This window comes from Streptomyces sp. Qhu_M48 (assembly GCF_051305195.1).
Lineage (GTDB): Bacteria > Actinomycetota > Actinomycetes > Streptomycetales > Streptomycetaceae > Streptomyces.
Genome location: NZ_CP195432.1, coordinates 3,655,039 through 3,678,828, shown reverse-complemented (window position 1 = coordinate 3,678,828; position 23,790 = coordinate 3,655,039). Strand labels below are relative to the sequence as shown.

Annotated in this window: 17 protein-coding genes; 7 read left to right on the top strand and 10 right to left on the bottom strand. The window is 72.8% G+C overall.

Translation table 11 applies throughout. The features are described 5' to 3' along the window. Nucleotides 1–36: 36 nt before the first annotated feature. Both ACRRSS_RS16785 and ACRRSS_RS16780 read right to left on the bottom strand, forming a co-directional pair. Nucleotides 37–2,550, bottom strand: a complete 2,514-nt coding sequence (locus tag ACRRSS_RS16785; protein ID WP_435971947.1) for a SpoIIE family protein phosphatase — start codon at nucleotides 2,548–2,550, stop codon at nucleotides 37–39. A 145-nt stretch (nucleotides 2,551–2,695) separates the two neighbouring features. After that, nucleotides 2,696–6,730 carry a HAMP domain-containing protein gene (locus ACRRSS_RS16780; protein ID WP_435971946.1) on the bottom strand — a complete coding sequence of 1,345 codons (4,035 nt, stop codon included), beginning with the start codon at nucleotides 6,728–6,730 and terminating at the stop codon, nucleotides 2,696–2,698. A gap of 272 nt (nucleotides 6,731–7,002) precedes the next feature. Between ACRRSS_RS16780 and ACRRSS_RS16775 the strand changes: the two genes are divergently transcribed. From ACRRSS_RS16775 to ACRRSS_RS16765, 3 genes are all read left to right on the top strand, one after another. Further along, the gene (locus ACRRSS_RS16775) at nucleotides 7,003–7,230 is read left to right on the top strand and encodes a DUF5133 domain-containing protein (protein ID WP_435971945.1); all 228 of its coding nucleotides are present in this window, start codon (nucleotides 7,003–7,005) and stop codon (nucleotides 7,228–7,230) included. Nucleotides 7,231–7,599: 369 nt separating this feature from the next. Then, complete coding sequence (locus ACRRSS_RS16770; protein ID WP_435971944.1) at nucleotides 7,600–8,811, top strand: MFS transporter; 1,212 nt, start codon at nucleotides 7,600–7,602, stop codon at nucleotides 8,809–8,811. A gap of 104 nt (nucleotides 8,812–8,915) precedes the next feature. Continuing rightward, nucleotides 8,916–9,749 (top strand): aldo/keto reductase, encoded by an 834-nt coding sequence (locus tag ACRRSS_RS16765; protein WP_435971943.1) that lies wholly within the window; start codon nucleotides 8,916–8,918, stop codon nucleotides 9,747–9,749. A gap of 5 nt (nucleotides 9,750–9,754) precedes the next feature. Here ACRRSS_RS16765 and ACRRSS_RS16760 read toward each other — a convergent pair whose 3' ends face one another. The 8 genes from ACRRSS_RS16760 to ACRRSS_RS16725 all read right to left on the bottom strand — a co-directional run bounded on the left by ACRRSS_RS16760 (nucleotide 9,755) and on the right by ACRRSS_RS16725 (nucleotide 18,848). Next, nucleotides 9,755–10,927 (bottom strand): alpha-hydroxy-acid oxidizing protein, encoded by a 1,173-nt coding sequence (locus tag ACRRSS_RS16760; protein ID WP_435971942.1) that lies wholly within the window; start codon nucleotides 10,925–10,927, stop codon nucleotides 9,755–9,757. Nucleotides 10,928–11,085: 158 nt separating this feature from the next. Beyond that, nucleotides 11,086–12,156, bottom strand: coding sequence for a hypothetical protein (locus ACRRSS_RS16755; protein ID WP_435971941.1), 1,071 nt, complete (start codon nucleotides 12,154–12,156; stop codon nucleotides 11,086–11,088). 315 nt (nucleotides 12,157–12,471) lie between these two features. Continuing rightward, nucleotides 12,472–13,146 (bottom strand): GntR family transcriptional regulator, encoded by a 675-nt coding sequence (locus tag ACRRSS_RS16750; RefSeq protein WP_435971940.1) that lies wholly within the window; start codon nucleotides 13,144–13,146, stop codon nucleotides 12,472–12,474. Between the two features lie 47 nt (nucleotides 13,147–13,193). Further along, complete coding sequence (locus ACRRSS_RS16745; protein WP_435971939.1) at nucleotides 13,194–14,579, bottom strand: aldehyde dehydrogenase family protein; 1,386 nt, start codon at nucleotides 14,577–14,579, stop codon at nucleotides 13,194–13,196. 243 nt (nucleotides 14,580–14,822) lie between these two features. Further along, nucleotides 14,823–15,731, bottom strand: coding sequence for a dihydrodipicolinate synthase family protein (locus tag ACRRSS_RS16740; protein WP_435971938.1), 909 nt, complete (start codon nucleotides 15,729–15,731; stop codon nucleotides 14,823–14,825). Nucleotides 15,732–15,818: 87 nt separating this feature from the next. Next, entirely contained in the window at nucleotides 15,819–17,309 is a 1,491-nt protein-coding gene (locus ACRRSS_RS16735; protein ID WP_435971937.1) for an NAD(P)/FAD-dependent oxidoreductase, read from the bottom strand. After that, the gene (locus ACRRSS_RS16730; RefSeq protein WP_435971936.1) at nucleotides 17,290–17,604 is read right to left on the bottom strand and encodes a (2Fe-2S)-binding protein; all 315 of its coding nucleotides are present in this window, start codon (nucleotides 17,602–17,604) and stop codon (nucleotides 17,290–17,292) included. The genes ACRRSS_RS16735 and ACRRSS_RS16730 overlap by 20 nt, the downstream gene beginning before the upstream one ends. Nucleotides 17,605–17,654: 50 nt before the next feature. Then, nucleotides 17,655–18,848: an NAD(P)/FAD-dependent oxidoreductase gene (locus ACRRSS_RS16725; protein WP_435971935.1), complete on the bottom strand. Its 1,194-nt coding sequence runs from the start codon at nucleotides 18,846–18,848 to the stop codon at nucleotides 17,655–17,657. 200 nt (nucleotides 18,849–19,048) lie between these two features. On the opposite strand from ACRRSS_RS16725, the gene ACRRSS_RS16720 reads away from it, so the two are divergent. From ACRRSS_RS16720 to ACRRSS_RS16705, 4 genes are read left to right on the top strand one after another with little or no spacing between them, the layout of a single operon-like run. Then, nucleotides 19,049–20,794: an ABC transporter substrate-binding protein gene (locus ACRRSS_RS16720; RefSeq protein ID WP_435971934.1), complete on the top strand. Its 1,746-nt coding sequence runs from the start codon at nucleotides 19,049–19,051 to the stop codon at nucleotides 20,792–20,794. A gap of 14 nt (nucleotides 20,795–20,808) precedes the next feature. Further along, the gene (locus ACRRSS_RS16715; protein WP_435971933.1) at nucleotides 20,809–21,753 is read left to right on the top strand and encodes an ABC transporter permease; all 945 of its coding nucleotides are present in this window, start codon (nucleotides 20,809–20,811) and stop codon (nucleotides 21,751–21,753) included. Beyond that, nucleotides 21,750–22,736: an ABC transporter permease gene (locus ACRRSS_RS16710; protein ID WP_435971932.1), complete on the top strand. Its 987-nt coding sequence runs from the start codon at nucleotides 21,750–21,752 to the stop codon at nucleotides 22,734–22,736. Before ACRRSS_RS16715 ends, ACRRSS_RS16710 begins: the two co-directional genes overlap by 4 nt. Further along, complete coding sequence (locus tag ACRRSS_RS16705; protein WP_435971931.1) at nucleotides 22,736–23,740, top strand: ABC transporter ATP-binding protein; 1,005 nt, start codon at nucleotides 22,736–22,738, stop codon at nucleotides 23,738–23,740. Before ACRRSS_RS16710 ends, ACRRSS_RS16705 begins: the two co-directional genes overlap by 1 nt. Nucleotides 23,741–23,790: the final 50 nt, after the last annotated feature.

Here is a 23,790-nt window from a genome sequence, read left to right as displayed (position 1 = left end):
TTCCACGGTGGGGGAATGGTCGGTGGTGCCGTGCGGTCAGGAGACCCGCACGCCGATCAGGCACGTGTCGTCGTCGGTGTCGGACTTGCTGTGCGTCAGCAGCAGGTCGAGCCGCCGTTCGAGGTTCTCGGCGGGTGCCTGCGCCATGGTCAGGAGCTGGGCGACGGAGTCGTGCACGGAGGTGTCCCGCCGTTCGACGAGTCCGTCGGTGTACATCAGCAGCGTGTCGTCCGGCTCCAGCTGGATCTCCGCCTCCTCGTACTCGGCCTCGGCGAGCGCCCCGAGCAGCATTCCCTGCAGCATCGGCAGGGCGGTGGCCCGTGGGCCCCGCACGAGGACCGGCGGCAGGTGTCCGGCTCTGGCCCAGCGCAGCGTGCGGGTCTCGGGGTCGAAGACGCCGCAGACGGCGGTGGCCGTGACCTGCGCCGTGAGGTGGTGCGCCACGTTGTTCAGCCAGGACAGCAGCTGCCCGGGGCCCGCGCCGGTCACGGCGAGGCCGCGCAGGGCGTTGCGCAGGACCACCATGCCGGTGGCTGCTCCTATGCCGTGACCGGCGATGTCCCCGACGCACAGCAGGATCTTCTTCGACGGCAGCACGACGGCGTCGTACCAGTCGCCGCCGACCAGGGACTCGGTCTCGGCCGGCCGGTAGCGCACGGCGACGTCGAGGCCGGGGGCGGCGAGCGGAGCCCGGGTCGGCGGCATGATGGCGTGCTGCAGCTCAAGGGTAAGGCGGTTGCGTTCCGCCGATTCCTGCTCCGTGACGGCGAGTTGGTCACGGGTGGCGGCCAGGGCGACCTCCGTCCAGTGCTGCGCGGAGATGTCCTGGTAGGCGCCCCGCACGGCGAGGAGCCGCCGGTCCGGATCGAGGGCGGGTTCGGCGATCACCCGGATGTGGCGGGTCACTCCGTCCCGGCGCAGCATGCGGAAGGCGGTCGAGCTCGGTCGTCTCTGGTGCAGCACCGCCCGCAGGAAGCGGCCGATGGCGACGGCGTCGTCGGGATGGGCGTGGGAGGCGAGGTCGCGCACGGAGACCGGTGCCTCGCCGGTGTCCCGGCCGAAGAGGTCGTGGAGCTGCCCGCTCCAGGTGATCTCTCCGGTGAGGACGTCCTCCTCGAAGCCGCCGATACGGCCGAGCCGCTGCGCGTGCTGCAGCAGGCTGGCGAGCCGGGCGGCCTCGTCCTCGATGCGCCAGACGAGCACCACGCTGTCGCCGTGCCGACTGATGCTGATGTCGGCGGCGGAGGCGAGCGGCACCTCGTCCACGAGGGCGGTCAGCCGGGTCCCGCGGGAGCGGAACGGCTCCCCGGTGGCGTAGACGCGCTCGATCCGTTCGAAGAGTTCGCTCTCGCCCGCCGTCGTGGGATACGCCTCAAGGAGCAGGGCTCCGTCCACGGCGCTCCGGGGCCGGCCCGCGGGGTCCTGGAAGTGCGCGTTGGCGTGGCGGATGCGGAAGTCCCGCAGATGGCCGTCCGTGTCCAGGTGCGGGGTCAGGATCAGGACGGGGTCGTAGAGCCCGTCGACGAGCTCGACGACTTCCGAGAGCTCGTCGGGCGGGGCCGCGCGTACCGGCACGGGCTGCGCGGACGGTGCCTCGAGCGTGTGGGCGCACAGTTCGGCCAGGGCCTCGATCTGGCGCTCCACGGCCTGGGGCTGGGGATCCAGCGGTCGGGGCCAGCAGATCTCCAGGACGCCGTGGATCCGGCCGGCGGTTCCGGCGGGTACGACCACCCGGCCGCCGTCGGGGTGGCGTGCGTGGCCGATCGAGGGGATGCCGGTGGCTCCGAGCGAGGGGAACCAGACCGTTCGACGGCCGGTGAGCGCCTGCCGGGCCGCGGTGGCCACCCCCGGCGGTACGTACCGCCAGCGGGCGGGCTCGTCCGCGCCGAAGCCCGCGTGACCGCGCAGGGTGAGGGAGGAGTCGGTGCCGGTGGTCCAGATGGCGACGGCGCTCGCTCCCAGGGGCGCGAGCGCGTGCGCGAGCAGGGACTCGGCGACGACCTGGCTGTCCCCCGCGTTGAGTGCGGCGCTCTCGGCCGTGCGCAGGCGGACGGCGACCGACGCGTCGGCGACCGTGGCCGGCCCGCCCGCCTCGGCCGCGGTCCGTCTGACGAAGTCGTCGGCGACCTCGGAGACCCGGTCGCGGGAGGCCTGGTTGATGATGTCCGCGGCCAGCTCCAGCTGCGAGAGCCCGGCCTGCTCGGCCAGCACGGCGAGTTGCCGCGCCGCCTGCGTGGGGCCGCACCCGAGCCGCTCGACGATGACGCCCTTGGCCAGTTCGATCAGGGCACGGCCCTCGGCCGCGGCGTGTGCGGCGCGTACTTCTCCGCGGAGTCGTTCCACCGTCGCGGCCAGCCGGCCGACGGCGGAGCGGTCCTCCGCGGCGGGATCGGCCAGCGGGCCGACGGCGGAGCGGTCCTCCGGGGCGCGGCGCTCCGTGTCCGGCTGGGCGGTCGCCGTGGCGGCCCCGGCCGGATCGGTCGGCGGCGGAGCGACGTCCCCCTGGGGGCCGACGGCGGGGTCGCCGCCGTGGCGGTGGGGAGCACTCAAGACGGGGACTCCTCGGATACGGCGGCTCCGGGCCGCGGGACGGTGGGGGACACGGTGCGGAGCCGAGGGGGCGGGGCCCTCCGGGCGGCGCTGTCACGGGATCCGCCGGGTGGCTCCGTACGGGCCGGCGGGACGAGGGGCGGGGTCATCCGTCGTGCAGCCACCGCCGGATGCAGTCGATGAGGTCGTCGGCGTCGACGGGCTTGGTGACGTAGTCGCTGGCGCCCGAGGCGAGGCTCTTCTCGCGGTCGCCCGGCATGGCCTTGGCGGTGACCGCGATGACGGGCAGTCCGGCGTGGGCCGGCATCTGCCTGATCCTGGAGGTGGCGGTGTAGCCGTCCATCTCGGGCATCATGACGTCCATCAGGACCAGGTCGATCTCGGGGTGCGCGGTGAGGGCCTCGATCCCCTCGCGCCCGTTCTCGGCGTGCAGGACGTTGACGCCGTGCAGCTCCAGGATGCCGCTGAGGGCGTAGAGGTTGCGGGCGTCGTCGTCGACCACGAGCACCGTGCGGCCGTGCAGGGCGGAGTCGATGGCCTGGGGCACCGGCGGCCGGTGCTCGCCGCGCACCAGGGGCACGACCTCGCCCGGCTCGTCGGCGGACAGGTGCAGGGCGATCCGCTCTCGCAGTTCGTCCAGGCTGGAGATCAGCTCCAGCGGTCGTCGGCCCGCGAGTGCCTGAAGGGCCCGCTCGTGTTCGTCGGTGAGTCGGCGGTTGTTGTGGGCGAGGACGGGGACGGTACGCAGGGCCGCGTCCCCGTCCATGGCGTCCAGGAACCGCAGCGCCTCACCGTCGGCCATGTCGACCTCGATCACGACGCAGTGGAACGGCTGGGTGGCGAGGGCGGAGGCGGCCTCCTGCGGCCCCACGGCCGCGATCAGCTCCAGGTCCTCGCGGCCCTCGCGGTCACGGCCGGCGGACAGCTCCGCGACGGCGTTCTCGGCGACGAGCGAGAGCAGCCCGCGCGGGCGTTCCTCGATCACGAGCAGGCGCCGGGTCTGCCGTGCCTGCCGGCCCTGCGTGGGGCCCGCCGGTGCCGGACTGGCGGTGGGGGCTCCGTCGTCGGAGGTCGTGGTCCGCGGCTCCGTGTCGGGGTCGGCGGCCTGGACGAGGGCGGGCTGCTCCTTGAAGTCGGCTCGGGCGACGGGCAGATAGAGGGTGAAGGTACTGCCCTGACCGGGCTCGCTGGCGGCGGTGAGGCCGCCGCCGAGCAGGTACGCGATCTCCCGGCTGATGGAGAGACCGAGGCCGGTACCGCCGTACTTCCGGTTGGTCGTTCCGTCCGCCTGCTGGAAGGCCCCGAAGATGGCCTCCAGGTGCTGGGATTCGATGCCGATGCCGGTGTCCGTGACCCGGAAGGCGACCACGGCGCCCCCGCGGTGGACCGTCGCGGGCAGTTCGTCGTCCGACGCGGGCTCGATGCGCAGTTCGACGCTGCCGCGCTCGGTGAACTTGACGGCGTTGGAGAGCAGGTTGCGCAGCACCTGCCGCAGCCGGGAGTCGTCGGTGACCAGGTCGACGGGCACGCCGGCGGCGGTGGAGACGGTGAAGGCGAGGCTCTTCTGCGTGACGAGCGGACGGAACGTCGCCTCGACGTAGTCGAGGAGCCGGCGCAGCTGTACCCGTTCCGGGTTGAGGTCCATCTTCCCGGCCTCCACCTTGGACAGGTCGAGGATGTCGTTGATCAGCTGGAGCAGATCGGATCCGGCCGAGTGGATGATGCCGGCGTACTCGACCTGCTTGGCGGTGAGGTTGCGGGTCGGGTTCTGGGCGAGCAGCTGGGCGAGGATCAGGAGACTGTTGAGCGGGGTGCGCAGTTCGTGGCTCATGTTGGCCAGGAACTCGGACTTGTACTTGGAGGCGAGGGAGAGCTGCTGGGCCCGGTCCTCGAGTTCCTGCCGGGCCTGCTCGATCTCCAGGTTCTTGGCCTCGATGTCGCGGTTCTGTGAGGCGAGCAGGGCCGCCTTCTCCTCGAGTTCGGCGTTGGAACGCTGCAGCTCGTCCTGCTGTACCTGCAACTGCTCGGAACGCGCCCGCAGCTCGTCGGCCAGCCGCTGGGACTCGTCCAGCAGCTCGTCGGTGCGGGCGTTGGCGACGATGGTGCTGACGTTGACGCCCACCGTCTCCATGAGCTGTTCCAGGAAGTCCCGGTGCACGGAGGTGAAGGGGGAGAAGGAGGCCAGCTCGATGACGCCGAGCACCTGGTCCTCGACGACGATCGGCAGCACGATCAGGCTGGCCCGTGCCGTGCTGCCGAGTCCCGAGGAGATGTAGACGTAGTCGCCGGGCACGTTCTCGGCGGCGATGGTGCGGCGGCTGCCGGCGGCCTGCCCGACGAGGGACTCGCCCAGCCGGAACCGGCCGCGGCGGGGGCCGTCCGTGGGGAGGCCGTAGGACCCGACGAGGCCGAGTTCGACGCCGTCGGAACCGTCCTCCGCCAGGTAGAACGCGCCGTACTGGGCGGAGACGAGCGGGGTCAGCTCGTCCATGACGAGCTCGGCGACCACGGCCAGGTCGCGGTGGCCCTGCATGAGCTCCGAGATCCGGGCGAGGCTGGACTTGAGCCAGTCCTGCTCCTGGTTGGCCCGTGTCGTCTCGCGCAGGGAGCCGACCATCGCGTTGATGTTGTCCTTGAGCTCGGCCACCTCACCCGAGGCGTCTACGGTGATCGAGCGGGTGAGGTCTCCCTCGGCGACCGCGCTCGCGACCTCGGCGATGGCGCGGACCTGGCGGGTCAGGTTCCCGGCGAGTTCGTTGACGTTCTCCGTCAGCCGCTTCCACGTGCCGGAGACGCCCTCGACCTCGGCCTGACCGCCGAGGCGGCCCTCGCTGCCGACCTCCCTCGCCACGCGGGTCACCTCGGCCGCGAACGAGGAGAGCTGGTCGACCATCGTGTTGATGGTGGTCTTCAGTTCCAGGATCTCGCCGCGGGCGTCGACGTCGATCTTCTTCGAGAGGTCGCCGTTGGCGACGGCGGTGGTGACCTGGGCGATGTTGCGGACCTGGCCGGTGAGGTTGTTCGCCATCGAGTTGACGTTGTCGGTGAGGTCCTTCCAGGTGCCGGCCACGTTCGGCACCCTCGCCTGTCCGCCGAGGCGGCCCTCGGTGCCGACCTCCCGGGCGACCCGGGTCACCTCGTCCGCGAACGCCGACAGGGTGTCCACCATCGTGTTGATGGTGTCGGCGAGCGCGGCGACCTCGCCCTTCGCCTCCACGGTGATCCTTCGGGAGAGGTCACCGCGGGCCACGGCGGTCGCGACCTGGGCGATCGAGCGCACCTGACCGGTGAGGTTGGACGCCATCACGTTGACGTTGTCGGTGAGGTCCTTCCAGGTGCCAGAGGCTCCCCGTACGGTGGCCTGGCCGCCCAGGTTGCCCTCGGTGCCGACCTCCCGGGCGACCCGGGTCACCTCGTCCGCGAAGGCCGAGAGCTGGTCGACCATCGTGTTGATGGTGTTCTTCAGCTCCCGGATCTCGCCGCGGGCGTCCACGTCGACCTTCTGCGAGAGGTCGCCCTTGGCCACGGCGGTGGCGACGTGTGCGATGGAGCGCACCTGGGCGGTGAGGTTGCCGGCCATGGAGTTGACGGAGTCGGTGAGGTCGCGCCACGTGCCGGAGACGCCCTTCACGTCCGCCTGGCCGCCGAGGATGCCCTCGGTACCGACGTCACGGGCCATGCGGGTGACCTCGTCGGCGAAGGACGAGAGCTGGTCGACCATCGTGTTGATGGTGTTCTTGAGCTCCAGGATCTCGCCGCGGGCGTCCACGTCGATCTTCTGCGAGAGGTCGCCCTTGGCGACGGCGGTGGCGACCTGGGCGATGTCACGGACCTGGGTGGTGAGGTTGCCGGCCATGGCGTTGACCGACTCGGTGAGGTCCGCCCAGGTTCCGGAGACTCCGGGGACCTTCGCCTGACCGCCCAGGGTCCCCTCCGTACCCACTTCCCGGGCGACCCGGGTCACCTCGGAGGTGAAGAGGGAGAGCTGGTCGACCATCCCGTTGAACACACTGGAGATCTCGCCCATCAGCCCGTCGGCCGTGTCGGGCAGCCGGGTCCCGAAGTCCCCGTCCCGTACGGCGGTGAGGCCTGCCAGGAACTGCCGCAGCTCCTGCTCACCCACCGCCGCCGGTCCCGACCGCGGCGCGGCCGAGGGACCCTCGATCGTCGTCTCAGACATGCCTCAACCTCGTTCGCTCGCCGGACACCCGAAGGGACCGCCCATGGTCACGGGCCCGGTCGGACCGCACCCCTCCCGTACGACCCCGGCCTCGACCGTTGCCGTACGGCAATTAAGACGACCCTACTCCCCCCGTGATCGTCACGAGGAGGGCGGAGGGAAGTCAAGCGGCTGGAACGGGCCGATGACGGGACCGCATACAACCGGGGACCCGGGGTACGCGCCCGTTCGAGCCGGGCGGCAGGCGCCCTGGCGGCGAGGGGAGACGTACTGTGCTGATGGCCCATCCCGCGGTGTTGAGCAATCTGATCGAGCAGTACGAGACACTCATCACGCTGCACGCGGAGAACGGGAGCGCCGAGGTGCGGCGGCGGCTCGACGATGTCGCGTACACGCTGTGCGTCTCCACCGGCACGCGTGACGTGGACGCGGCGCTGATCGCCGCGCGGCACCGGCTGCCCGGCGCGCGCGCCCTGGACGACTCGGTCCTGATGGCCTGATTCGGCGCGACCGGACCCTCGGGGCCCGGCTCGAACCCTGAGGGGGTTCCGAGCCGGGCCCCGCCGCTGTGACGGCGGGCCCCCGTCACCGCCGGAGATCGGCACGTGACCCGATCGGGCGATCACTCACACCTCCCGACACCAGCACCGCCGACCGGCCCCGACATCGCGCCGGGGTCGGTTTCGCATGCCCGCACCCCACCCCGGCTGCCGCGGGACGACCCGGCGCCCGAGGGCGCCGGATCCCCGCGTATGCACCCATCGCCATCCCGAGCGCACCGAATACCCGCTGTTGCACTTATAGCGCGTATGCAACTATTGTGGAGGCACGTAAACAGCTCCCTCAAGAAATCATGGAAGGGCTGAGCCATGCCGCTCGCACTCCTCGCCCTGGCAATAGGGGCCTTCGGGATCGGCACCACCGAATTCGTGATCATGGGTGTCCTGCCCCAGGTCGCGGGCGACTACCACGTCACGATCCCCACAGCGGGCTGGCTGGTGACCGGCTACGCCCTCGGCGTCGTGTTCGGCGCCCCGCTCCTGACCGTGCTGGGCACCAAGGTGTCCCGGAAGAAGATGCTCCTCTTCCTGATGGCACTCTTCGTGGCCGGAAACCTGCTCTCCGCGATCGCCCCGTCCTTCGGGGTCATGCTCATCGGCCGGATCGTCGCCTCCCTCGCCCACGGCGCCTTCTTCGGCATCGGCTCCGTCGTCGCCGCCGACCTCGTCGCTCCCGAGAAGAAGGCCTCGGCCATCTCCCTGATGTTCATGGGACTGACCGTCGCCAACATCGTCGGCGTCCCGCTGGGCACCTACATCGGTCAGGCCGCCGGGTGGCGCGTCACCTTCGCGATCGTCGCGTCCCTCGGCGTCGTCGGCTTCCTCGGCGTCGCCAAGCTGATCCCCGAGGAGGGCCGTCCCGAGTCGCAGGACGTCCGCGCGGAGTTCGCCGCCTTCAAGAACGTGCAGGTCTGGCTCGCGATGGCGATGACCGTGCTCGGTTTCGGCGGAGTCTTCGCGGCCATCACCTACATCACCCCGATGATGACCGAGGTCGCCGGCTACTCCGAGAGCGCCGTCACCGGGCTGCTCGTCCTCGTCGGCATCGGCATGTTCCTCGGCAACCTCATCGGCGGCAGGTTCGCCGACCGACGACTGATGCCCATGCTGCTCCTCACCCTCGGTGCGCTCTCCCTCACCCTGCTCGCCTTCACCGCCACCGCGCACGACAAGGTGCTCGCCGCGGTCACCCTCACCCTCATCGGCGCACTCGGCTTCGCCACCGTCCCGCCGCTGCAGAAGTGGGTCCTCGACCAGGCCTCGGCCGCCCCCACCCTCGCCTCCGCCGCCAACATCGGCGCCTTCAACCTCGGCAACGCCCTGGCCGCCTGGCTCGGCGGCGCCGTCATCGCCGGGGGCCTCGGCTGGACCGCCCCCAACTGGGTCGGCGCCCTCCTCTCCGGCGGCGCCCTGCTCCTGGCCGTGCTCGCCGCACGCCTCGACAAGCGCCGCCGCACCGGGGACCCGGCCGCCGTGGCGCCGACCGGGCAGCGGGTCCCCGTCGCCGCCGGCCCCCACTGACGCCAGGCCGCACCCGGCACGCCCCGGCGCCCCGCGACCGCGACCGCGACCGCCACGGCCACGGCCACGGCCTGAAGCACACCCACCCCCACAAGGAGTACCGCATGACCCCCACGACCCCTCTCCCCACCGTCACGCTCAACAACGGCGTGGAGATCCCGCAGCTCGGCTTCGGTGTCTTCCAGGTGCCCGACGACGAGACCACCACCGCCGTCGGCCACGCTCTCCGGGCCGGCTACCGCTCGATCGACACGGCCTCGGTCTACGGCAACGAGGCCGGCGTCGGACGGGCCCTCGCCGACTCCGGCATCGCCCGCGACGAGCTCTTCGTCACCACCAAGCTCTGGAACGCCGACCAGGGGTACGACTCCACCCTGCGAGCCTTCGACGACAGCCTCGCCAAGCTGGGTCTCGACCACGTCGACCTGTACCTGATCCACTGGCCGACCCCGGCGCGCGACCTGTACGTCGACACCTGGCGCGCGCTGGAGAAGCTGGTCGCCGACGGGCGCGTCCGCGCCGCCGGCGTCTCCAACTTCCAGCCCGCGCACCTCCGTCGGCTGCTCGACAGCAGCGACCTCGTGCCGGCCGTCAACCAGATCGAGCTCCATCCCGGGCTCCAGCAGCGGGAACTCCGCGAACTGCACGCCGCGCACGCCGTCGCCACCGAGGCGTGGAGCCCGCTCGCCCAGGGCACCGTCCTCGCCGACCCGGCGATCGTCGGCATCGCGGCCCGGCACGGGAAGTCCCCCGCCCAGGTCGTGCTGCGCTGGCATCTCCAGCTCGGGAACGTCGTCATCCCGAAGTCCGTCACCCCCGCGCGCATCCGGGAGAACCTCGACGTCTTCGACTTCGCCCTCTCCGACGAGGAGTTGAGCACCCTCGCCGGCCTGGACCGCGGGCTGCGCACCGGGCCCGACCCCGACACCCTCGACTGACGCGGCTAGGTGCGGACGGCGCGCAGGGCGCCCTCCTCGCGGAGGTCGGCGAGGGTGGGGTAGCCGTCGACGGCCATGATCAGGTCGGCCTCGGCGAGGAGGGAGCGCAGCACGTGGACGACGCCGTCCGTGCCCCCGAGGGCCAGCCCGTACGCGTACGGGCGGCCGACGCCCACCGCCGTCGCGCCCAGGGCGAGCGCCTTGACGACATCGGCCCCGGAGCGGACCCCCGAGTCGAAGAGGACCGGGAGACCGTCGGCGGCGGCGACCACGCCGGGCAGCGCGTCGAGGGCGGGCAGCCCGCCGTTGGCCTGACGGCCGCCGTGGTTGGAGCAGTAGACGCCGTCGACCCCGCCGTCCCTGGCCCGGCGGACGTCCTCGGGGTGGCAGATGCCCTTGAGGACGATCGGCAGGTCGGTGAGCGAGCGGAGCCAGGCCAGGTCGTCCCAGACGAGCGGCTTGCCGAAGACACCGGCCCACTCCAGGACGGCCGCGCGCGGATCCTCCTCGGGGGCCTTGGCGAGGCGGGCGCGGAAGACGGGGTCGGAGGTGTAGTTCGCGAGCGCGTGGCCGCGCAGCTGGGGGAAGTTGCTGGTGGCGAGGTCGCGCGGTCGCCAGCCGGTGATCCAGGTGTCGAGCGTGACGACGATGCCCCGGAACCCGGCCGCCTCGGCCCGGTGCACGAGGCTCTCCGCGAGGTCGCGGTCGGTGGGGGTGTAGAGCTGGAAGAAGCCCGGCGTGTCTCCGAACTCGGCGGCGACCTGCTCCATCGGGTCGACGGTGAGCGTGGAGGCGATCATGGGCACGCCGGTGCGGGCGGCGGCGCGGGCGGTCGCCAGGTCGCCGTGCCCGTCCTGGGCGCAGAGCCCGATGACCCCGACGGGCGCCATGAACAGCGGGGACGGCAGCTTCAGTCCGAACAGGTCGACCGACAGGTCACGCCGGTCGGCGCCGACCATCATGCGCGGTACGAGTCCCCAGGAGCGGAAGGCCGTGGCGTTGGCCTCCTGGGTGTGCTCGTCACCCGCGCCGCCCGCCACGTACGACCACAGCGAGGGCGGGAGCGCCGCCCTCGCCTTCGTCTCCAGTTCGGCGAAGGTCATCGGCAGTGTCGGAAGGACACCGGAGAGTCCGTCGAAGTAGATCTCGTGCTGGTAGTCGCCGTACTGCTGGGGCATGGGAGGACTCGTCCCTTCCGGTTCCTGTCGGCCACCTGTCGGAGCCCTCGGAGCGCTCCGCGTGGTGCCCCCCATCGTGCCCGTCACGCGCGCGCGTGACCATGGAACGGCGGCCGGGAATCGGAACGGAGTGCGGTATCCGGCGGGACGGGGAACGGCTACGAGCGCGTCGCCGTCCCGCACCCGCCGTCGGCGCTCCCCACGCCCTCGGAGATCGGCGTGCTGCGGTCGTACGGGTCGACGGTCTCCCCGCCGGTCGAGCGGTCGGCGCCGCGTTCCGCACCGAACTCCGGGAGGAAGTAGCCGCTGTGGTCGTCGCAGCCGCCGTTGGTCATGTCGACCTTGTACGAGACGAGCGAGAAGGTTCCGGGCTCGGTGATGATCTTCGAAGGGTCGTCCCAGCTCATCACCACCTCGCGCCGCACGACGGTGCGCACTACCTCGTCGCTGCCCGCCTCCGCCCGGACCACCGGATACACGGAGGTGACGTCGGCGGTCACCTCCAGGGCGCCGCGCTCACCTTCCCGGTACGTGAGGCGGCCCCGGGTCTTCACGACGTCGCCGACCACGCGCGCGTGGGAGGCATCGAACCGGCTGAAGAGGAGCAGCGGGTCGTTCTCCGCACTCGGCGTGCGGAACGCGGCCGTCAGATACGTCTTCATGTCCGGCTGGTGCGGGTTGATCAGGGCGATGGCCCGGGTGGGGCGTTCACCGCGCAGCACGGCCGGGTCGAGGCCGGCCGCGGCGAGGAAGTCGCGGCTCTTCCGCAGGGACCGTGCCACCTGCGCCTTGTCCATCCAGCCGGTCGCCTGGGCGGCCGGGACCGTGATCCCGGCCGTACCGTCGGCCCAACGGGCCGCGGGTGAGCCCTTGAACGGGTCGTCGAGCGTGGGGCGTCCGCCCGGCTCCACGGGCGGCGCCTGGGTCGGCCGCCCCGACTCCTGGGCGAGCGGCGGCCCCGGCCGCCCCTCCCCGCCGGAGGAGCCGATCATGTCCCACGGGTCGAAGGCCGCCACCAGCAGGGCCACCGCGGCGAGCAGCCCGACCACGTACCAGCCCTTCCCCCGCCGGGGCGGGGGCGGTGTGTACGTACGCCAGCCCTGTTCCCCGGCAGGTTGGTCACCCAGCCGTCCCGCCACCGTCCGGGCCCGCGCCGACGGCTCCTTCGGCGCGTCCGGCACCCCGTCCACGGAGTCCCGCAGGAACTGCTCCCAGACGTCGTCCGGCACGGACGATCCATCCTTCTCCCCACCCGTGCGCACTGCTCGCCGCTCCCCGTCCCCGTCGTCGGACCGGCCCCTCCCCAGGGCCTTCTCATGATCGTATAGCGGCTCCCGAGCTGGGGGGACCGCCAGGACCGCCGGGGTCGCCGGGGTCGCCGGGGTCCAGGAGGACGGACGGTGAAGGTGTGGTCGACGGTCGCGTACGCGGGGTTGACGGGTTCCCTCCACGGCCACGGAAAGGCCGGTCGGATGTGACATTGCATCGATGCGCGGCCGTCGTCCGTCCACCGAAGGAAACCCGCCCCCCTCCGTAGTCCGGCGCTACCGCTCCCGCTTGCCCTCGGCCCACAGGGAGCGGACATGGCCCAGGTGCCGCGTCATGCACTGCTCGGCGCCCTCGGCGTCGCCGGCGATCATCAGGTCGAGCAGTTCCAGGTGCTCCTCCGCCGACGGGACGAGATCGCCGCTCCGGTCCAGGGCGGTGAGGCCGTACAGGCGCGACCGCTTGCGCAGGTCGCCGACGGTCTCGACGAGCCGTTCGTTGCCGGCGAGGCCGAGCAGCGTGAGGTGGAACAGCCGGTCGGCCTCCAGGTAGCCGATCAGGTCGTGCTCGCGGGCCGCGCGCACGATCTCCTCGGCGACCGGGCGGAGCGCCTCCAGGTCCTCGCGGGACGCGATCCCGGTGACCCTGCCGACCGTCGGGATCTCGATGAGGGCACGGATCTCGGTGTACTGGTCGAGGTCGCGCTCGTCGACCTCGGTGACCCGGAACCCCTTGTTGCGCACGGGCTCGACGAGTCCCTCTCGGGCCAGGTCGAGCATCGCCTCGCGGACGGGGGTGGCGGAGATGCCGAAGTCCTCGGCGAGGGTCGGCGCGGAGTACACCACCCCGGGACGCAGCTCTCCGGAGATCAGGGCGGCGCGCAGGGCATGGGCGACCTGGTCGCGGAGCCGTTCCCGGGAGGCGTTGAGGTCGCGGTGGGTCAGGTGCCCCATGACGGTGGTGATCCCTTCGGTCCGGTTGACATCACCACCGTACGATGTCACGTCGCGGCACCCGCCGGTGCCAGGGTGTACGTCCGGCCGGAGGTGTAGAACTCCAGGGCCGCCCGGCCCTGCTCGCGGGGCCCGTGGCCGGACTGTTTGGCGCCGCCGAACGGCAGGTGGAAGTCGACACCGGTGGACGGGGCGTTGATCCGGATCATCCCGGTGTCGAGCAGGTCGAGGCCGTTCAGGGCCGCGTTCAGGTCGGCCGTGTGCACCGAGGTGACGAGGCCGTACGGTACGGAGTTGGTGATCCGGATCGCGTGCGCGAGGTCGTCGGCGGCCAGCAGGGACGCGACCGGCCCGAAGACCTCCTCACGCAGGAGCGGATGCCCCGGGGCGACCTTCTCGACCAGGGTCGGGGCCGCGTACCAGCCGGGCCGGTCGGGCACCGTGCCGCCCGCGAGGACGGAGAGCCCCTGGCAGGCGTCGGCCACCTTGTCGCGGGCGCTCTCGTGGATGAGCGGCCCGCACACGGTGGCCGGATCCGCGGGATCGCCGACGGGGACGGCCCGCAGGGCTTCGGAGAGCGCCTCACGCAAGGGGTCGAGCGCGGTGCCGACCGCGACGACGCGGCTGGTGGCGGTGCACTTCTGGCCCGCGTACCCCGCGACGGAGGCGGCGATGTGCGCGGCCGCCTGCCCGATGTCCGCGTCGGGCAGGACGAGCGCGGCGTTGAGCCCGCCCATCTCGGCCTGGACGGGGATGCCCCGGGCGGTCGCGGCACGGACCACCGCCCGTCCGACGGGGGTGGAGCCGGTGAAGGAGACGACGTCGGCGGCGGAGACGAGCGCGTTGCCCTCGGTCGCCCCACCGGGCAGCACGGTGAACACCGCCTCCGGCAGCTCCCGCCGTACGATCTCCGCCAGCCGCCGGGCGCACGCCGTGGCCTCGGGGGCGGGCTTGAGGACGACGGTGTTCCCCGCCGCGAGGGCCGGGGCCGCCTTCCAGGTCGGGATGGCGAAGGGGAAGTTCCAGGGGGTGATCAGTCCGGCCACGCCGTGGGGTCGCCGCCGGGTGAGCAGCAGTCCGGGCCCCGCCGCGGTCTCGTGGACGGCGCCGGTGGCCTCGAACGGGGCCTGGGCGTAGTACCGCCAGATCGCCGCGGTGCGGGCCACCTCGGCCCGGGCCTCGGCAAGCGGCTTGCCGACCTCGCGCACGGCGAGCGCGGCCAGTTCCTCGGCCGCGGCCTCGATGCCGGAGGCGATCGCACCGAGGCCCGCCGAACGGGCGGCGGCTCCGCCGAGGAGCCAGCCGGGCTGGGCGGCCCGGGCGCGTTCGACGGTGTCGACGGCCGCGAAGGCGCCGGGCGCGGGGATCCGCAGGATGACGTCGGCCGGGTCGGCCGGGTTGCGGGAGGTGACGGTGGGAAGGGCGTCGGTCACAGGAGGAAGCCTCCGGGTAAGGGGTCGTACGGGTCGGGAGATACGGCGCGGAGGCCGACGCGCGGGCGGTGGACAGGAGCCCGACGCGCGGGGCGGTGGACGGGGGCGACGCCCGGGGCGGTGGACCGGGGGGGGCGACGCCGAGGCCGGCCCTGGTCTCCCGCCGCGCGCGGCCTCGCGCGCGGCTGCCTCGGTGGGGGCTCGCGTGCGCGGCCGGCTCGGTGCGGGCTCGCGCGGGTGTGGTCAGCGGTGGCCGTCGGCGACGGCCTTCTCGGTGGCGGTGCGTACGCCGCTCTCGATCGCTCCGGTGAGCGGGTGCCGGGGCGGACGGGTCGGGCCGCCCCGGCGGCCCGCGATGTCCATGGAGAGCTTGATGGACTGGACGAACTCCGTCTTGGAGTCCCAGCGGAGCAGGGAGTGCAGGGACCTGTACAGCGGCACGGCGGTGGCGAGGTCTCCCGCGACCGCGGCCTGGTAGAGCTCGGAGCAGCTCACGGGGAGGGCGTTGGGGTAGCCGGCGATCCAGCCGACCGCACCGGCGACGGCGAGCTCCAGAAGGACGTCGTCCGCGCCGATCAGCAGGTCGAGCTCCGGGGCGAGTTCGGCGATCTCGTAGGCGCGGCGGACGTCTCCGCTGAACTCCTTGACGGCGACGATGCTGCCGTCGGCGTGCAGGCGGGCCAGCAGGCCGGGGGTGAGGTCGACCTTGGTGTCGACGGGGTTGTTGTACGCGACGACCGGGATGCCGACGCCCGCCACCTCGGTGTAGTGGGCGCGGACGGCCCTCTCGTCGGCGCGGTAGGTGTTGGGCGGCAGGAGGAGGACGGAGCCGCAGCCGGCCTCGGCGGCCTGCTCGGCCCAGCGGCGGGACTCGGCGCTGCCGTAGGCGGCGACGCCGGGCATGACGCGGGCGCCGTCGCCGGCGGCTTCGACGGCGGTACGGACGACCTGGGCGCGCTCCTCGTCGGTGAGGGTCTGGTACTCGCCGAGGGAGCCGTTCGGCACGACGCCGTCGCAGCCGTTGGCGAGGAGCCAGGCGACGTGCTCGGCGTAGGCGTCGTGGTCGACGCTCAGGTCGTCCCGGAAGGGCAGGGTGGTGGCGACCATGATGCCGCGCCAGGGGCGGGTGGTGTTCCAGGTGGTGTCGGTCATGGCGACGGACCTTTCTGTAGAATGTGACATTTTATAGTTGCGTAAAGGGAGCTGCCGTGGCGTGGCCTTCTCCCCGTCGGCCCCGCTCTAGGGGGCGTCCTGGTGCCGCTCGCCGCTCGGGTCGACCGGATCGCCGAGCGCGGCGAGCGTCCCCAGGGGGACGGGCACGGCGAACGGACGCCGTTCGGCGGGCGGTTCGGCGGGGCCGCCGCGCGCCGCGAGGCATGCCACCGCCGTCCCGCACATCCGCCCCTGGCACCAGCCCATGCCGGCCCGCGTGAGGAGTTTGACCGTCCGCGCGTCGTGGGCACCGAGGTCGGCGGCCGCCTCGCGCACCCGCCCCGCGGTCACCTCCTCGCAGCGGCACACGTCCGTGTCGTCGTCCAGCCACCCGGGCCACCCGGGGCCGGGCGCGTGGGCCGCCGCCATCACGTCGGCGAAGGCGCGCATACGGTCCCGGCGGCGGCGCAGCCCGCCGGTCCCGCCGGTGGACTCCGCCCGGCGGCCCCGCAGCCGGGCGGCGATCGCGCGTCCCGCCAGCTCCCCTTCGGTCCGGGCGAGTCCGGCGCCTCCCACGCCACCGGTCTCGCCCGCCGCCCACAGTCCGGGTACCGAGGTCTCCTGGTCGCCGTCCACGGCGAGCCCCAGGGTCCCGTCCGGCAGCGGACGGGTGGCGCAGCCGAGGGCGGTGGCCAGCTCGATCTGGGGGACGAGGCCGTGCCCGACGGCCAGCGCGTCGCAGGCGATCCGGCGGCCCGTCCCGGGCACGGGCCGCCAGTCACGGTCGAGCCGGGTGACGGTGACGGCCGCCACCCGGTCGGTGCCGTGCACCTCGGTGACCGCGCTGCCCGGCAGCACCCGCACGCGGTGCCGGAGCAGTGCGGCCCCGTGTGTCAGGGCCTCGGCCGCCTTCGCGGGGTTGGTGACGAGCGCGCGGGGGCTGCGGGCGTACCGCAGATAGCCGGCTGCCTCGACCACGGCGGGCACCTTCGCCCCCGCCGCCGCGAGCGAGGAGGCGACGGCGAGCAGGAGGGGGCCGCTGCCGGCCACGACGATGCGGCGCCCGGGGAGCACGAGCCCGGACTTGAGCATGGCCTGCGCTCCCCCGGCGCCGACGACGCCGGGCAGGGTCCAGCCGGGGAAGGGCAGTTGGCGCTCGTACGCACCCGTGGCGAGCAGCAGGGTCCGGGCCCGGACCAGGGCGGGCCGTTCGGCGGTTCCGTCGGCGCCGGTGACCGCGTGCACCGCCCAGGTCCCGTCCGCTTCGCGTACCACCGACCACACGTGGTGCCCGGAGAGACGGGTGATGCCGCTCGCCGCCAGGCGACGGCGCAGATCGGAGAAGGCGGACCAGTCGTGATGAAGGGCCTCGGGCCGTACGGCTCCGAGCGCGGGCGCCGGATGCCGGTAGAACTGCCCGCCGGAGTGGGCGGAGGAGTCCAGCAACGCCACGGAGAGGCCGAGTTCGGAGGCGGCGACGGCGCCGGCGAGCCCGGCGGAGCCGGCGCCCACGACGGCGAGGTCGTACGGCTCGCCCGCCGCGCGCGCTCCGTCCGGCTCAGACGGCGAGGCGGCCATGGCCGTGTCCTTCCTGGGTGGTGATCGCGTCGCCGGGCCGGGCGGGGACCAGACAGGCACGGCGGTTGGGTTCGCCGTTGACGGTGGCCAGGCAGTCGTAGCACTGGCCGATGCCGCAGAAGACACCGCGCGGCCGGCCACCGTCCCGGGTGGTGCGCCAGGCGAGGATGCCGGCGCCCCACAGGGCGGCGGCGACGGTCTGTCCGGGCAGGGCGCTGACGCTCCGGCCGTCGAAGGTGATCTCGAACGGCGGATCGGGCTGTGCGCCGACCAGGTCGGCGGGGGTGCGGGCCACGGGCCCTCCTCTCGTGACGGTGACGGGGACGCTGACGGTACGGGCGCGCCTCAGCGCTCGGACGCGGCGGGGCTTCCGGGGGCGGTGGGGCTCTCGGGGGCGGCGAACCGGTCCGGACGGAACGGATCGATGTCGAGGGGCGGCCGGTCGCCGGTCAGGCAGGCCGCGATGATCCGCCCGGTCGCCGGTGCGAGCCCGATGCCCGCGCCTTCGTGTCCGCAGGCGTGCAGCAGTCCGGGGACGCGCGGGTCGGGACCGATCGCGGGCAGGTGGTCCGGCAGGTAGGGGCGGAATCCGAGGTAGGTCCGCATGGCGCGCACGGCGGCGAGGGCCGGGAACAGGGCGGTGGCTCCGGCCGCGAGGCGGCGCAGCACCTCGGTGGAGAGGCTCCGGTCGAAGCCGACCCGTTCGCGGCTGGCGCCGATCAGGACGGGCCCGGCCGGGGTGCCCTCGACGACCGCCGAGGTCTGCAGGGCCGCGGAGCCGCTGGCCACGTCGGCCACGTAGTCGGCGGCGTACACCTTGTGGCGGACCACGCGGGGCAGCGGTTCGGTGACGAGGACGAAGCCCCTGCGGGGCAGGACGGGCAGGTGCACGCCGGCGAGTCCGGCGAGGGCGCCGCCCCAGGTTCCGGCGGCGTTGACGACGTACGGGGCGTGGAGTTCCCCCGCGGTGGTCCGTACGCCGCGGATCTCTCCGGACGCGCCGGTGAGCAGGCCGACGACCTCCTCCCCCAGGCGCGGCCTGACGCGGTCGCCGCCGGTGCGCAGCAGGTGGGCGGCGGCGTGGGCGGGCATCACCTGGGCGTCCTGGGGGTAGCGGTAGCCGCCCGCCAGGCCGTGGGCGAGGTGGGGCTCCAGGTCGTGGAGCCGGTCCCCCGGTACCTCTTGGGCGGTGACGCCCGCCTTCTCCTGACGGGCCGCGAACTCCCGCAGGGCTCCCATCCCGGCCTCGTCCGCCGCGACGACGAGGCCGCCCTTGGCTTCGTACTCGACCCGCTCCTGGAGCTCTTCGGCGAGTTCCCGCCACAACGAGGTGGAGAGCAGGGCGAGTTCGAGCTCGGGTCCCGGTTCCTTGTCGGAGACCAGGAGGTTGCCCTCCCCGGCGCCCGTGGTTCCGCCGGAGACGGAACCACGGTCGACGACGGTGACGGTGAGGCCGGCGAGGGCGGCGTAGTGGGCACAGGCCGCGCCGACGACGCCGGCGCCGACGACGATGAGGTCCGAGGGTTTTCTCGTGGGCACAGCAGTAATATTTCACATGGCACTGAACCTTGCCAAGACCCCGAAGCGGAGCATTCCAGTCGACGGGAGGCCCACCTGGCGCCGCCCGGACACGGATGCGTAACGGAGGCCACGACACCTTGTCAGTGCAATTTCACATTACTATGTTACAGGTCACATTCCAGCCCTGGCTGTCCGACCGCTCTCTCGGAGTGACCTTCATGAACAAGCGCACGCGCACCCTGGCCACCGCCCTGGTGACGACCCTGGCCCTCGGCGCGACCGGCTGTGCCGGCGGCACGACGTCCGACAGCTCCACCCGGGACCGCGAGAACCCCGCGATCTCCAACAACGGCGCGGTCGTCGGCGGCACCCCGCAGAAGGGCGGCACCCTCACCATCCTGTCCAACCAGGACTTCACCCACCTCGACCCGGCCCGCAACTGGGTGATGGGCGACATGGACTTCGGCACGCGGCTGCTCTACCGCACCCTCCTCACGTACAAGGCCGAACCGGGCGCGAAGGGCGGGGAGCTCACCACCGACCTGGCCGAGGACCTCGGCGTCTCCTCCAACGGCGCCAGGACCTGGACCTTCAGGCTCAAGCCGGGGCTGAAGTACGAGGACGGCACCCCGATCACCGCCCAGGACGTCAAGTACAACGTGGAGCGGTCCTTCTCCCCGGACCTGCCCGGCGGCCCCGACTACGCCGCCCGCTACCTCGTCGGCGCCGAGGGCTACAAGGGCCCGGCGCAGGGTGGGCACCTCGACTCCGTGAAGACCCCGGACGAGCGCACGATCGTCTTCGAACTCCGCAAGCCCTTCGCCGAGTTCTCCTACGCGACCACGCTGCCGACCTTCAGCCCCGTCCCCAAGTCCCGGGACCAGGGACCGCGGTACGACAACCGGCCCTTCTCCTCCGGGCCGTACAAGATCGAGACGTACGCCCGGGACAAGCAGATCGTCCTCGTGCGCAACACCCACTGGAGCGCCTCCACGGACACCGTCCGCAAGGCGTACCCGGACCGGATCGTCGTCACGATGGGCCTCAAGGCCAACCAGGTCGACGACCGCCTCATCGCCTCCACCGGCCCCGACGCCTCCGCGGTGGCCTGGGCCTCGCTCCGCCCCGAGTCCACCCCCAAGGTGCTCACCGAGCCCGGCGTCAGGGCGCGCCTCCTCGCCGAGTCGACCAACTGCACCGAGATGGTGCAGATGCACACCGGCCGCGCGCCGTTCGACGACGTCAGGGTCCGCCGGGCCGTGCAGTACGCCCTGGACCGCGAGGCCCTTCTCACCGCCTCCGGCGGTCCCGCGCTCAACGACCCCGCCAGCGCGCTCATGCCCGGCTCCCTCTTCGGCGGCAAGCAGCCCGACACGCTGAGGATCCCGCTCACCGGCGACGTCGAGAAGGCCAAGCAGCTCCTGAAGGAGGCGGGCAAGGCCGACGGCATCACCACCAGCATCACCGTCTCCACCGGCGACAAGGCCATCGGCGAGGCGATCCAGCAGTCCCTGGGCCGTGCCGGGATCAAGGTCACCATCGAGACCGTCGACCCGTCCGCCTTCTACGACACGATCGGCGACACCAAGAACCGCACGGACCTCACGTACACCGGCTGGTGTCCGGACTTCCCCTCCGGCTCGACCTTCCTCCCCTTCGTCTTCGACGGCCGCTACATCAAGGAGAAGGGCAACTCCGGCAACCACTCTCTCTTCCGTGACGACGCCACGATGAAGCGCATGGACGAGATCGCCGCGATGACCGACGCCCGGCGGGCGAACAAGGCGTGGCAGGAGCTCGACGCCCAGATCCTCGCCAAGGCCCCGACCGCGCCCGGCGTCGTCGAGCGCAAGCCCCTGCTGATCGGCACCAACATCGCCGGCGCCTACGGCCACACCTCCTTCGGCGGACAGATCGACTACGCGACGGTCGGCCTCAAGGACCCCGCGAAGAGCGCGAGCTGAAGGAAGCCGCCCCGATGACCACCACGTCCACCACCACGCCCACGGCGCCGCCCGCGCGAACGGGCGGCGGTCCGTGGCAGCTCGTCCGCGCGGAGCTGCGCCGCCGCACCTCCGTGAAGCTGTCGCTCGCCGTCGTCGCCTTCTTCGCGCTCATGACCGTGGCCGCCCCGCTGATCAGCTCGCTGGGCGGCTGGGGCCCCGAGGAGTTCGACAAGAGCGCCGTCGACCCGTACCTGGGCGGCCTGCCCATCGGACCGCTCGGCGGCGTCTCGGCCGAGCACTGGCTCGGCGTCGAACCCGTCACCGGCCGCGACCTGTTCGCCAGGGTCGTGCACGGGGCCCAGGTCTCCCTGCTCATCGCCTTCTCGGCGACGGCGATCGTCGTCGTCGCCGGGACGGCGGCCGGCATCGCCGCCGGCTACTTCGGCGGCCGCACCGACACGGTGCTGTCCCGGCTGATGGACCTCACCATGTCCTTCCCCTCCCTCATCTTCATGATCGCGATGATGTCGGTGGCCCGGGACGTCAACCGGATCGTCCTGATGACGGCCGTCATCGGTCTCTTCGGCTGGCCCGGCATCGCCCGGGTCGTCCGCGGGCAGACCCTCTCCCTCAAGCACCGCGAGTACGTCGACGCCGCCCGCGTCGGCGGCTCGGGCCCCTGGCGGATCCTCGCCCGCGACATCCTGCCGGGGGTCGCCGGGCCGGTCATCGCGTACACGACGCTGATCGTCCCCGGGATGATCGCCACCGAGGCCGCCCTCAGCTACCTCGGCGTGGGCGTCCGGCCACCCACCCCGTCCTGGGGCCAGATGATCGCCGAGAGCGTGGCCTACTACGACACGGATCCCATGTACTTCCTCGTCCCGAGCCTCTGTCTCTTCCTCACCGTGCTCGCGTTCACCCTCCTCGGCGACGCGCTGCGCGACATCCTCGACCCGAGAGGCAGCGGCACGTGATCCTCTACCTCGGCCGCCGGCTCCTGGGCGTGCTCGGCGTCCTCGTCGCCATCGCCGCCGTCACCTTCACCATCTTCTACGTCCTCCCCTCCGACCCGGCGGCCGCCGCCTGCGGCAAGTCGTGCAGCACCGAACGCCTGGAGGCGATCCGCGCCCACATGGGCCTCGACGCCCCGCTGTGGCGGCAGTTCACCGACTTCGTCACCGGCATCTTCACCGGGCGCACCATGGGCAGCGGCCAGTACGCCCTGCACTGCGGCTTCCCGTGCCTCGGCTACTCGTACGAGAACAGCCAGAACGTCTGGGACCTGCTCGTGGACCGGCTGCCCGTCTCCGCCTCGCTCGCCCTCGGGGCCGCCGCCCTCTGGCTGCTCCTCGGGCTCTCGGCGGGGGTCACCGCCGCCCTCCACAAGGACACCCTCACCGACCGCGCCCTGATGGTCGGCGCCGTCGCCGCCGCCTCACTGCCCGTCTACTTCACGTCGGTACTGCTGATCTTCGGGCTGATCCGGGTCACCGGACTGCTGCCCTACCCGCAGTACGTGGCGTTCGGCGCCGACCCGCTCGCCTGGGCCGTCAACCTGCTGCTCCCCTGGCTGGCGCTCGCCGTCCTGTACGCCGCGATGTACGCCCGGCAGAGCCGGGGCGCGATGATCGAGAGCATGGCGGAGCCGTACATCCGCACCGCCCGCGCCAAGGGCCTGCCGCGCCGCACGGTCGTGGTCAAGCACGGGCTGCGCGCGGGCGTGACCCCGATCCTGACCATCTTCGGGATGGACCTCGGCGGGCTGCTGGCGGGCGCCGTGATCACCGAGTCCATCTTCGGACTGCCCGGCATCGGACGCCTCTTCTACGGGGCCCTGTCCACCGGGGACCAGCCGGTCATCCTCGGGGTCACCCTGCTCGCCGCCACCTTCATCGTCGTCGCCAACCTGGTCGTCGACCTGCTGTACGCCGTCGTCGACCCGCGAGTGAGGTACTGATGGCCGCCCCCGCCCCCCTCCTCTCGGTACGGGACCTGACGGTCACGTTCCCCACCCGCCACGGGCCCGTGCGGGCCGTCGACTCGCTCGCCTTCGACGTGCCGCCCGGGCGCACCCTGGGCCTCGTCGGCGAGTCCGGCTCGGGCAAGTCCGTGACCTCGCTCGCCGTCATGGGCCTGCACACCGGCGCCGAGGTCACCGGCTCCGTCACCCTCGGCGGGCGCGAGCTGATCGGTCTCCCCGAACGCGAGCTCAACGGGCTGCGCGGCCGGCGGATGGCCATGATCTTCCAGGACCCGCTGTCCAGCCTGCATCCGTACTACAGCGTCGGGGAACAGATCGCCGAGCACCACCGGGTCCACTTCGGCTCCCGCCGCGCGGCCGCCCGCGAACGGGCCGTGGAGGCGCTCGGCGAGGTCGGCATCCCCGAACCGCGCCGCCGGGTCCGCGAGTACCCCCACCAGTTCTCCGGCGGCATGCGTCAGCGCGTGATGATCGCGATGGCCCTGGTCTGCGAACCCGACCTCCTCATCGCCGACGAACCCACCACCGCCCTGGACGTCACCGTCCAGGCCCAGATCCTGGAGCTGATCGCCCGGATCCAGCAGGAGCGCGGGCTCGCGGTCGTCATGATCACCCACGATCTGGGCGTGGTCGCCCGCGTCGCCCACGAGGTCCTCGTGATGTACGGCGGACGGGCCGCCGAACACGCCCCGGTGGACGCCCTCTTCACCTCCCCGGCCCATCCCTACACCCGTGGCCTGCTCGACTCGCTGCCCCGGCTCGACGACCGGGACGACGGCCCGCTGCGGGCGATACCGGGCAGCCCGCCGTCCCTGCTCGAACCGGCGCCGGGCTGCGCGTTCGCACCCCGCTGCCCCCGCGCGGCCGTCGGCTCCGCGGAGGAGCGGGCGCGCTGCGCGGGCGAGCGCCCGCTCCTCCGCGGCCCGGACGGGCATCCGGCCGCCTGCCACTTCCCCGCGTACGAAGGGGTCGCCCCGTGACCACGACCACCTCCACCACGACGTCGTGCCCGGACACCGACGGCACCTCC